Raw genomic sequence first — 11,245 nt, 5'->3', positions numbered from 1 at the left:
ACCTGTCAGCCGGTGGCGGCGATCACCGGGTTCCCCTCTGCGCATGTCGCTAGAGCTGTGTGACACCGCCGTCGACGAGCAGTTCCGCGCCGGTGGTGAAGGTGCTCTGGTCGCCGGCCAGGTAGAGGGCGGTGGCGGCGACCTCGTCGGGACGGCCGGCGCGCCCGAGCGGGGAGGGTTCGGTCGCGGTGTGCCCGTCGCCGTGCGGGAAAGCGGCGCGGAGCTCGTCCCCGCCGGGGGTTTCGACGAAGCCGGGGGTGAGGGTGTTGACGCGGATCCCCCGGCCGGCCAGCTCGGCGGCCCAGGTGCGGGCGAGGTTGCGGATCGCGGCCTTGGTGGCGGCGTAGACACCCAGGCCGGGGACGGCCCGCAGGGCCGCGCTGGAGGAGAGCAGCACCACCGAGGCGCCGGCCGTCAGCAGCGGCAGCGCCTTCTGGACGGTGAAGATCGTGCCCTTGAGGTTGATCGAGGTGGTGCGGTCGTACTCCTCCTCGGTGATCGCGCCGAGCGGGCCGTAGTCCCCGACCCCGGCGTTGGCCACCACGACGTCCAGGCGACCGCTGCGGTTCGCGATCTCGGCGAAGAGCCGGTCGAGGTCGCCGAGGTCCGAGACGTCGCCCTGGACGGCGATGCCCCGGGCGCCGACTTGCGCGACGGCGGCGTCCAGCTCGGCCTTGCGGCGGCCGGTGAGGTAGACCGCCGCGCCCTCGGCGGCGAAACGGCGGGCGATCGCCAGGCCGATGCCGCTGGAGCCGCCGGTGACGAGGGTGCTCTTGCCGTCCAGCTGTCCCATGAGATCCTCCGAATTCCTTGACGTAACTATTTTTGTTACGTCGGTGGGCGCAGGGCGCGCTTCTCCGCGACCGGGAGAGGTCGACGGGCCTGGGTCAGGTGATTTTCGAGGTCAGGCGGCTTTCAGGACGTCGCGCAGCACGTCCTCCAACGTGGTCTTGGCCAGCTCCCCGCGCAGGACGGCCTCCGCCCCGTCGTACACGGCGGCCATCACCGGCCCGATGCCGTGGCCCACGACGCACTCGGCGTTCGGTGTCGCGCGGTGCAGGGCGAAGAGCGGTCCCGGCTCGATCGCCTGGTAGACGTCGAGCAGGGTGATGGCCTCCAGGTCCCGCACGAGCGTCCAGCCCGCCCCCGCCCCCCGTTGCGAATCGACCAGGCCGGCCTTGCGCAGCTCGGCCAGCAGGCGGCGGATCACCACCGGGTTGGTGTTGACGCTCGCCGCGATCTGGTCGGAGGTGGCGACCCCGTGGCCGCGTCGCCGGTACAGCCCGATCCACGTCATGGCGTGCGCCGCGATGGTCAGCCGGCTGTTGGCGCTCACGTCGACCTCCTCCGCCTCCTGTTCTGATCGTAACAGTAATAGTTACAACGCCGTGCGGCAAGTCCCGCGGAGCGGCATCGACCGGACCTGTGGGGCGCCTGAAGTCGGCCACGTGGTCCGACCTGTGGTCAGGCTGCTGTGGGTTCGTACTCGTTTGGAAGCCTCGCTGTTGCCCACCGGTCACCCTCCACCACACACCGGCCGTTCCAAGATCACCGACAGGGTCAAGCCGGGGGAGTCGGCGCACCGGTCCGGACGAAGATCAGGTACAGCAGTCGTGGCGCTACGCCTCACGATCATGCTCCTATGGCTGGTGGTGCGTGATCGCCGTAGCTCAGCGTCGCGGTGCAGAGTTCTGGCATCCCACAGGTCGGAGGTCGGCTTCGCGTTCTGCCGGCGCAACCTCTCCCACTCGACCTGCTCAGCCGACTTTCCCGCCGGGGCCGCCGGCTCGGCGACTCCACCGCACCGTCGTCCCGCGTCGCGGGCCCGGGTCCACTCGATGACGTGCGAGGAGTGCAGGCCCTCGCGGCGTAGGGTCGCCCCTTTCTCGCGGTTCGGGGCATTCTCGTGCTCCGCGACCAGGGCGAGCTCGTACTCGGCTGTGAACGTCCGCCGGGACGGACGCGCGGCCGGATCGGCGGACGTCCCACCGGAGGGACGCTGTGGCTGCTCGTCAGGTGGGGTGGACACGAGCACGAGGATTTCCGATCCGGCCCTTGGCCGGGAACGCCCGCTCACACGAGGTGTCTCACGGCTCACCGACGCCGAACCGCAGGTTCTGCATGAAGGCCGCCGGTCGCAGGTGGGTGTGGTCGAGGCCGGAGCGCTCGGTGTGCGCCTCGACGAGCTGGTGCCAGGCGAAGTGCACGACCGTGGTGTTCCCGGCAGCCGACACGCCGAGGTGCACCAGGTGGAGCCGGCTCCGCTCGTGGTCCGGTGCGAGCGCTTCGACGAGCGCGGCGCCGACCGCGCCACCGGTCCCGATCACCAGAACCGTCCTCGGCGACATGTCGTCCTCCAGGCTTTCACCCGGATGTGGTGAGCGCGGCCGACCGTGAAGCCTCACGCCGGCGTGAGGGTCAAGTGCCTACGATCGTGATCATTGGGAGGACGCGTCCTGAGGCGGTCGGGTGCGCGATGGCGCCCAACACCTCGATCCGGTGTCCAGGTGAGCGGGCAGGAGGGAGTGGGTGGGGGAAGTTCGTTGTGCTGCAACGGGCTTGTTGAGTCGAAAGTGTTCGGTGGCTTGGTTTGGCCAGGTCCGCACCGCGGTGAGCCGCTGCTCGTAGGCACGGCGGGCGCGGGCATGGGGTGACGTGAGGGGTTGCTGGTGAGGGTCGTTGTGCTCGGGCCCGTGCGGGCGTTCGGCGAGGACGGGGCGCCGATCGTCGTCGGGGGGATCCGGCTGCGGATGTTGCTCTGCCGCCTCGCCCTGTCCGCGGGGGAAGCGGTGTCCGCCGGTGCCCTGGTCAACGGTCTGTGGGGTGCGGAGGCCCCGGACGGGGCGGCCAACTCGTTGCACGCGCTGGTGTACCGGCTGCGCAAGGCGCTCGGTGGGGCCGGGGCGGTCGAGTTCTCGGGTCGGGGTTATCGGCTCGCGCTGTCCGAGGAGCAGGTGGACGCGCACCGGTTCGAGCGACTGGTCACGCGGGGCAGGCGGGAACTCGCCGCCGATCGGCCGGGTGAGGCGGCGGCGTCGTTCGGCGAAGCACTCGCCCTGTGGCGGGGCGCCGCGCTCGCCGACGTGCTGGGAGCGCCGTTCGCCGGTCCCGCCGCCGCGAGGCTGGAGGAACTGCGGGCCGGGGCCCGGGAGGACCGCTTCGACGCCGAACTGCGGCTCGGTCACCACGCGGACGTCCTGGCCGACCTGGGGGCCGCGGCGACCGAACACCCGCTGCGGGAGCGGCTTGCCGCCCTGCGCATGCGCGCGCTGCACGCGGCGGGACGCCAGGCCGAGGCGTTGGTCGTGTACCGGCAGGTGCGTGACCTGCTGTCCGACCAGCTCGGCGTGGATCCGTCGGCCGAGGTCCAGGACGCCCACCTGGCCGTGTTGCGCGGCGGTCCGACCCGGGCCGAACCGCCGGCCGGGCCCGCTCCCGGCCGCCTTCCGGCACGGCTGACCACCTTCATCGGCCGGGAGCGGGAACTGGCCTTGCTCGCCGAGCTGATGGCCACTTCCCGGCTGGTCACGGTCGTCGGTCCCGGAGGCGTGGGGAAGACCCGGCTGGCGATCGAGGCGGCGGCCGCGCACCGGGCCCACCGGAACGGCCGGTTGTGGCTCGTCCCCCTGGCCGGGGTGCCCGCGGACAGCGAGGACGGCGTCGTCGAGGCGATCCTCGGGGTGCTGGGCGCCGCCAACGGCGGCCGTTCGGCGGAACCGCTCCAGCGGGTGGCCGAAGCACTCGGCAGCGATGAGGCGGTACTGGTGCTGGACAACTGCGAGCACCTCGTCGGCCCGGCCGCGGAGTTCGCCCGTCGGCTGCTGGAGCACCGGCCGCGCCTGACCGTCCTGGCCACCAGCCGGGAATCCCTGGAGGTCGTGGGCGAGGCGCTATGCCGACTGCCCGCGCTCGACCTGCCTCGGCCGGGCGCCGACCTGGCCGAGGCGGCCGGATCGGCCGCGGTGCGGCTGTTCACCGACCGGGCGGCGGCCGTGCGCCCCGGGTTCCGGCTCGACGAGTCCACCGTCGATGATGTGCTGTCGGTGGTTCGCCGGTTGGACGGACTGCCGCTCGCGCTGGAACTGGCGGCGGCCCGGCTGCGGACGCTGAGCACCGGCGAGATCGTCCGCGGGCTCGACGACCGGTTCCGCCTGCTGTCGAGGGGGAATCGGGCGGCCCAACCGCGCCAGCGCACGCTGCGGGCGGTCATCGAGTGGAGCTGGGACCTGCTGACCGACCCGGAGAGGGTGGTGGCGCGGCGGTTCTCGGTGTTCCCCTCGCTGGCGGGTTCCGCCGCGGCCCTGGCGGTCTGCGCCGACGACGCGCTGCCGCCCGGGGAGGTCGGCCACCTGCTCGGTTCGCTGGTGGAGAAGTCCATCGTGGAGCGCTCGGGCGAGGGCTACCGGATGTTGGAGAGCGTCCGTGAGTACGCGGCCGGTGAACTGCGCCGGGCCGGTGCGCCGGAACTGGTTCGCGACCGGTTCGCCCGCCACTTCGCCGGAGTGGCCGCGGAGCACGAGCCGCTGCTGCGGTCCGACCGCCAAGCGGCCTCCCTCGTGCTGTTCGAGGCCGAGTACGACAACCTGGTCTTCGCCCTGCACGTGGCCGTCGACGACGGCCACGTCGAGTCCGCGACCCGTCTGCTCGGGCCGCTCTACTGGTACTGGGGCACGCTGCGGTACGACGCCCGCTCCGACACCCTCGTGTCCCGGGTGCTCGACTTCGGCGACGCGCTGCCGGAGGACGCCAGGGCCGCGTTCACCGCGTTCCGCCTGCCGGCCGGGGGAAGCGCCGAACGCGTACGGGCGGTGATCGAGGACTGCGCGCGCACCGGCGCGCTGGAGCGCTACCCGATCCTGGTGCTGACGACACTGCCGATGGCGCACCAGTTCGGCCTGGAAGACCTGGTCGAGCGCGAGATCCGGGCCGCGCGCGACCGGGCCGACCGATGGGCCCGCGCGGCCACGTTCCTGGTCGACGTGTTCATCGGGTACGAAAGGGGTGACTGGGGGCGGCTGAGGACGGGCTGCGTTTCCGCGCTGCGCGGGTTCGAGGCGGTGGGTGACCGCCTGTGGACCGCGATGGCCCTCGCCGGGGTCGCCCGCATCCACTCGGTCGAGGGAGCGCACGAATCGGCGCTGGCCGCCTACCAGCGCGGAGCGGAGCTCACCGGACCGGACGAGGTCCCGTACCGGCTCGGGCTCGCGGTCGAGCGGGTGCGCGGCGGCGATCCGGCGGGTGCGCGGCGCGATGTCGAAGCGGCCGAGCGGGTGGTGCGGTCGCGCGGGCCTCGGGCGCTGGAAACCGAGGTGCTCATCGCCCGTTCGGAGCTGTGCCGCCGCACCGGGCAGCCGGACCGGGCCGACCGCGAGCTCGACCGGGTGGCCGGGATCGCCGCGGAGGTGGCCATGCCCGCCGAGGTCGTCGAGGACCGGATCGCCCTCGCGAGGGTGGCGAACCGGCTGTCCGCGGGCGACACCGCGCGGGCGCGCGACCTGTTGCCGGGCGCGGTCCGCGCGGCCTTCGCCCACCGGGACGTCGCGCCGGTCGCCGAACAGCTGGCCCGGCTGCTGCACGCGGAAGGCGACGTGGTCGGTGCGGCCACCGCGCTCGGCCTGAGCCAGACCATCCGCGGGGCGTTCGACCGCGGTGAGCCGGAACTCCGGGAGCTGGTCGCCGCGCTCGCGCGGCAGCTGGGGCGAACGGAGTACGACAGGGCGTACCGGCAGGGCTCCGAGACGCCCCGGCAGGACGCGCTCGACCGGCTCAGCGAGCTGATCCCGGTCTGATCGCCGCCGCGGCGGCTCATCAGCGCGCCATCAGCGGGCTGTCATCGCCGGTCGGCATGGTCGTGGACGTACCGAGCAGGTCCGAATCGGAGGAGTCCGCACATGCCCACCACCGACACCGCCCGCGAGCGGGTCCAGCGCGTCCTCGACCGGGTGGTCGCCCAGGAGCGGGTGCCCGGCATCGTCGCCGAGGTCCAGGACGGGGACGGCGCCTGGTTCGGTTCGGCCGGACTGGCCGACCTGAACACCGGCCGCGAGCGAGGGCCGGGGGAGTACCTGCACTTCGGCAGCAACGGCAAGGCCTTCACCGCCGCGACGGTGCTGCGCCTGGTCGCCGAAGGCCGGCTCAGCCTCGACGACACGGTCGAGGAGTGGCTGCCCGGCGTGGCGAACGCCAACGGCAACGACGGCGCCGCACTGGTGATCCGGCAGTTGCTCAACCACACCAGCGGGTTGTTCGCCACCGGCCTGTCGCCGAGGACGGCGTACCGGTACTTCACCCGCTCCGCGGTGGAGGAGCACCGCCACGACGTCCTGACCACCGAGTTCCTGCTGGAGCTCGCGGTTTCGGAGCCGCCGGCCCACGCGCCGGGTGAGCGGTTCCTCTACGCCAACGGCGGCTACTACCTCCTCGGCGCGATCATCGAGCAGGTGACCGGCAACAGCTACGCCGACGAGGTCGGCCGGGCGGTCATCGAACCGCTCGGCCTCACCCGGACCCACGTGCGGTCCGCGGCGGAGGCGACCTACCCGGACCCGCACCCGCGGGCGTACTCCAACAAGTTCCTCCGGGAGGGCGTCCGGCCGGAGGACGTCACCCCGGAGAACTGGCACCTGATGATGGAGGACCCGAGCCTCCCCCCGCTGGACCTGACCGAGATGAACTCGTCACTGGGCTGGAGCGCCGGCAACGTGGTCTCGACCACCAGCGAGATGATCCGCTTCTACCGAGCCATGAGCACCGGGGCCCTGCTGCCGCCCGACCTGCACGAGGAAGCGTGGGCCACGGTCTCCACCGAGGGCGCGAACTGGGTGCCCGGCGTCCGGTACGGCCTCGGGGTGTGGGAGCGGACCCTCGCCAACGGCGTCGTGCTGCGGGGCGGCGGGGGCAGCAACCCGGGTTCGGACAGCATGGTGATGTGCACCCCCGACGGCGGACGGGCGATCGCGATCCAGACCAACAACGACGGCAACGTGCCGATCTTCTTCGAGATCCTCGAAGCGGCGTTCGGCTCACCTGCTTCCGGGTGAATCCGGGCACGACGGGTGTTCGGGTTGGCGTTCGCGTCGTGTCCCACGAGGCGGGCAGGAACAGGGGATCGCCAGGTGGTCGGACCTACTGCGTGGGTTCGGCGCTCTGAGGTGGTGGGCCGCCGTCGGGGGTCTTGAGGTCGTCGAGTCGTTGCCGCACCCGTCGGGCGGCGTCGTGGTCTCCCTGCTGCGTGTAGGACTCCACGGCTTCCAGCCATGTCGTGCGGGCTTGGTCGTGGTGGCCGAGGGCGGCGTGGGAATTGCCCAGGTCGTCGAGTGTGATGGCGGCCGCGTAGGTGTGCCCGAGGGTGTGCATCAGGGCCAGGGCCTCGCGGTAGTGCCGGACGGCCCGGTGGTGGTGGCCGGAGAGGTGGTCGATCCAGCCGAGCAGCCTCAGGCATTCCGCTTCGCCGGCGGAGCAGTGGTGGTGTCGTTGGAGGGCCAGCCCGGCGCGGCAGTGTTCGCGGGCGGTGTCGTGGTCTCCTGTGTGGGCGAGGAACCAGCCGTGCATGGTCAGGGCGTTGGCTTCCCACACCGGCAGGTCCAGGGTGCGGTAGAGGTCCCAGGCGCGGCGGGCGTGGAGGAGGCCGTGTTCCCGGGCTTCCGGCTCGGTCGTCCGGCGGATCGCGGCCCAGGCGAAGGTGTAGTGGATGCAGGCCTGTTCGACGGTGTCGTGGTGGCGTTCGGCCACGGCGAGGGCTTGGTCGAGGTGGTGGCGGGCCTGGTCGTACCGCCGTAGTCGGGCGTGGGTGAGGCCGAGGCGTCGGTGGACCCGGGCCAGGGCCGCGGGGTCGCGCAGGTGTTCGGCGGCGTCGAGGGCGGTGCGCCACATCGACAGTTCGTCGTGGTGGTGGCCTTGGCGGAAGTGGAAGGTGTGCAGGGTCCAGGCCAGCTGCCACACGACCCGGTGCCAACCATGGGCGACGGCGGCCTGTTGGGCGTCCAGCAGGTGGCGGTACTCGGTTTTCAGCCAGGTCAAGGCTTCCTGGTAGTGCCCGAGGGGGTGAGGGCGCACGCCGGGGGCGGCAGGGGCGAGGCGGATCTGGGGGCGGTGCGCGTCCAGGAGGCGGTCGGCGGTGTGGGCGGTGTGCAGGTAGAAGTCGATCACCCGTCGCAGTGCCGGGAGCCGGACCGCGTCGGGCAGGTCGTCGGCGAGGGTGGTGGCGTAGGCGCGGACGAGGTCGTGCATGGTGTGGCGGCCGCCGGGGCGGGGGTCGATCAGGGAGGCGTCGGCCAGGGCGCGCAACGCGGCGTGGGTCCGGTGTGGCGGCAGGCCGGTGAGGTCGGCGGCGGCGGGCAGGCCGATGTCGGGTCCCGGCGCGACTCCCAGCAGCGCGAACACGCGCTGTTGGGAGTCGGTGAGGTGGCGCAGGGACCAGGACAGCACGGTGGGCAGGCTGGCGGCCGGGTGGTCGGCGTCGTCCAGGGCGTGCAGGCGCAGCTCGCGCAGTTCGGCGACGGCGTCGGCCAACGGCAGGCGGAGGTGCAGGCGTGCGGCGACCAAGGCGAGCGCCAGCGGGAACCCGCCGCACAGGGCGATCAGTTCGGCGGTGGCCCGCTCGTCGTCGGCGACGCGGTCCGCGCCCAGGGCGGCGGCCAGCAGGGCACGGGACTCGGCGTCGTCGAGGGTGCCCAGCGGCAGCGGTCGGGCGCCGTGCCGGGCCAGCAGGGCGGGTAGGCGGTGGCGGCTGGTGACCAGCACCGTGCACGAGGCGCTGCCGGGCAGCAACGGCACGACCTGCTCGGCGGTGGCGGCGTTGTCCAGCACGATCAGCATCCGCCTGCCCGCGACCAGACTGCGGTACAGCGCGGCCAGGGCGTCCGGGTCCGGCGGACACCGGGCGGGCTCGACACCGAGGGCGTCGAGGAACCGGCGCAGCGCGACCACGGGGTCCAGGGGCGCCGCGTCGGGGCTGAACCCGCGCAGGTCGACGAACAACTGCCCGTCGGGGAACCGGTCCACGTGCCGGTGTGCCCAGGTCAGCGCCAGCCACGTCTTGCCGATGCCACCGGCGCCACCGATCGCCGAGATCACCACCGTCGTCCCGTCCACCGGCGCCGTCCCGGGCGTTCCGCCCGATGGGCCGCAGGTGTCCGCGGTGATCCCGGTGGCCGGCACGCCGGTGGTCAGCGCCCGGTCCAGCTCGGCCAGTTCGGGGGCCCGGCCGGTGAACGTCCGGGGCGCGGCGGGCAGTTGGCGGACAGCCGCGGGCAACCGGCCGGTAGCCGGCACCGGGGTGGCCAAGGCGGGGTCGGCGGCCAGGATCCGTTGGTGGAGTTGCCGCAAGTCGGGTCCTGGATCGACACCCAACTCCCCGGTCAGCCGGGTGCGCAGCCGCCGGTAGTGCTCCAGGGCGTCGACCTGGCGCCCGCTGCGGTACAGCGCGAGCATGAACTGGCCGCTCACGCGTTCGTCCAGCGGGTGCGCCGCGGCCAGGGAGGTCAGGTCGACGAGCAGATCGGTGTGCCGGCCGGTGCGCAACCGCAGGTCGGCGTGATCCAGTTCGGCGGCCAACCGCTGCCGGTCCAGCTCGGTGCGCACGGCCTGCGCCCACGGCGTGTCCAAACCGGCGCACACCTCACCCCGCCACAGCCCCGTCGCCTCGGCGAACAGCTCCGCCGCACGCTCGTCGTCGGCGGCGCGGGCCTCGACCACCAGCCGTCGGAAACGGTGCAGGTCCACCGCGTCCTCGTCCACGACCAGCTCGTACCCGCCGGACCTGCGCACGATGTCGGCCTCGTCGGTGGCCCGCAACACCCGGCGCAACCGGGACAGGTAGCCGTAGAGCGTGTCCCGACCACTGGCCGGGACGCGGTCGCCCCAGGCGCGGTCGAGCAGTTGATCGGCCGACAGCCACCGGTTGGCCTCGACCAGCAACACCGCCAGCACCCACCGCTGCCGGGCGCGACCCAGGTCCACCGGCCAGCCGGCGATCCTGGCCTCCACCGGCCCCAACACGCAGAATTCCACCGCCATCACCGACATCTCCCCCCACCTGCGATTCCCCGAACGCCGGTCCAGCAGGGACGTTCGCCGTCTTGCAGGTTTGCGCCAGATTTCCGCCGGATCAGCACAGCATCGTGACAGACGCGGCGGGACGGACGCGCTCCAGATGCCCCCGCTTGCACGCCGACATCGAGGGGGGTTGGCGTTCAAGCGACCCCGTCCCCGCCGCGACCTCCTCCATCGAACGGCGTCGACCCGGGCGAGCCGAGGTGCGGGATCGGGTGATCCGGCCGGCCGCGCCGAGGACCGCACGCGCAGGGCCTGGCCGAGAGCAGCCATCCGGCGGCGGCGGGATGGGGGCGCCTGAGCGCTTCGACTGGGTTTTGCGCCGAACGGGTGAACAGTGGTGGTGTCGGCAGGAGTGGGGGGAGTGGCGACACAAGAGAGGGTGATGGACACCGAATCGGCGGCTGTGACCGCGTTCAGCGAGGTGTACCGGCGGACCAGGGATCCGGTGATGCGGTACCTGGCCCGTCGAGGTGGGCGGGAGACGGCGGCGGACCTGGTCGACGAGGTCTTCGCCGTGGCCTGGCGGCGGTGTGGCCAGGAGGATCTTCGTGTTCACCCACGACGACGTCTGGTCGCGGAAGCCGTACGGATCGAAGTCGAACCTCCCGCAGTTGGAGAACTGCCGCCGCCGCCCGCCCCAGGAGCCGTGCTCGTAGATGCAACTCCTGAGCCTGCTGGGCAGGCAGGGCGAACCGCTGGAACACATTCGCGCCGCCGGCATCCGCAGCGGCGCCACCGGCGGTCAGCGAGGCCGCCACCGCCATCGCCATCAGCACGGTCAAGAAACCCGTCAATAAATTTTTGCGCACGCCAAACCTTCCGGCAGAAGACGGCGAGGGGCACGTGTGAACACCGATGAAGAACTCGACATCGTGTCGTTCGGCCATCCCGTCCTGATGTCGAGCGCCCCCCTCTGGGCAATCAACCTGCGGGATGACGACCACGGCGTCACCTACCGGCGCAAGGGGCTCAACGCGCCGTAAGGGTGAACGCGTCCGCAATTCCTTCGGTTCCCGCACATGGGCCACGGATCCAATGGTCCGCTCACTTTTCGTGCCAGATGTGGGGCAGGTGTGCGGCGAACGGGTGCATCGGGTCCGAATCCAGGATCGCGGAGGAGGTCGCCATTGCGCCGCCCGGAGCAACGGCGGGAATCGGCTTGAACGTTTGTTGCCTGAATTGGCTTGAG

General features: G+C 72.4%; 7 protein-coding genes. 3 read left to right on the top strand and 4 right to left on the bottom strand.

Annotated features, from left to right (window positions below; all coding sequences use genetic code 11):
* Nucleotides 1-49 precede the first annotated feature (49 nt).
* From ABD223_RS23545 to ABD223_RS23535, 3 genes are all read right to left on the bottom strand, one after another.
* On the bottom strand, nucleotides 50-793 hold the full coding sequence (locus tag ABD223_RS23545; protein ID WP_344038587.1) for an SDR family NAD(P)-dependent oxidoreductase: 744 nt from the start codon (nucleotides 791-793) through the stop codon (nucleotides 50-52).
* Between the two features lie 111 nt (nucleotides 794-904).
* Nucleotides 905-1,336 carry an Rrf2 family transcriptional regulator gene (locus ABD223_RS23540; RefSeq protein ID WP_344038586.1) on the bottom strand — a complete coding sequence of 144 codons (432 nt, stop codon included), beginning with the start codon at nucleotides 1,334-1,336 and terminating at the stop codon, nucleotides 905-907.
* A gap of 751 nt (nucleotides 1,337-2,087) precedes the next feature.
* Entirely contained in the window at nucleotides 2,088-2,327 is a 240-nt protein-coding gene (locus ABD223_RS23535) for a hypothetical protein (protein WP_344038584.1), read from the bottom strand.
* Nucleotides 2,328-2,669: 342 nt separating this feature from the next.
* Here ABD223_RS23535 and ABD223_RS23530 point away from each other — a divergent pair, with 342 nt between their 5' ends.
* Together ABD223_RS23530 and ABD223_RS23525 are read left to right on the top strand one after the other, a co-directional pair.
* Nucleotides 2,670-5,789, top strand: coding sequence for an AfsR/SARP family transcriptional regulator (locus ABD223_RS23530; protein ID WP_344038583.1), 3,120 nt, complete (start codon nucleotides 2,670-2,672; stop codon nucleotides 5,787-5,789).
* A 102-nt stretch (nucleotides 5,790-5,891) separates the two neighbouring features.
* On the top strand, nucleotides 5,892-7,040 hold the full coding sequence (locus ABD223_RS23525) for a serine hydrolase domain-containing protein (RefSeq protein WP_344038582.1): 1,149 nt from the start codon (nucleotides 5,892-5,894) through the stop codon (nucleotides 7,038-7,040).
* 85 nt (nucleotides 7,041-7,125) lie between these two features.
* On the opposite strand, the gene ABD223_RS23520 is transcribed toward ABD223_RS23525, so the two are convergent.
* On the bottom strand, nucleotides 7,126-10,017 hold the full coding sequence (locus tag ABD223_RS23520; RefSeq protein ID WP_344038738.1) for an AfsR/SARP family transcriptional regulator: 2,892 nt from the start codon (nucleotides 10,015-10,017) through the stop codon (nucleotides 7,126-7,128).
* An 884-nt stretch (nucleotides 10,018-10,901) separates the two neighbouring features.
* Between ABD223_RS23520 and ABD223_RS23515 the strand changes: the two genes are divergently transcribed.
* Nucleotides 10,902-11,039, top strand: a complete 138-nt coding sequence (locus ABD223_RS23515; protein ID WP_344038581.1) for a hypothetical protein — start codon at nucleotides 10,902-10,904, stop codon at nucleotides 11,037-11,039.
* The last annotated feature ends 206 nt before the right edge of the window (nucleotides 11,040-11,245 follow it).

Origin of the sequence: Saccharothrix xinjiangensis, from assembly GCF_039527585.1 — a bacterium.
Lineage (GTDB): Bacteria > Actinomycetota > Actinomycetes > Mycobacteriales > Pseudonocardiaceae > Actinosynnema > Actinosynnema xinjiangensis.
The sequence above is the reverse complement of the archived record's forward strand: the minus strand, read 5'-3'. Positions and strand labels throughout refer to the sequence as shown.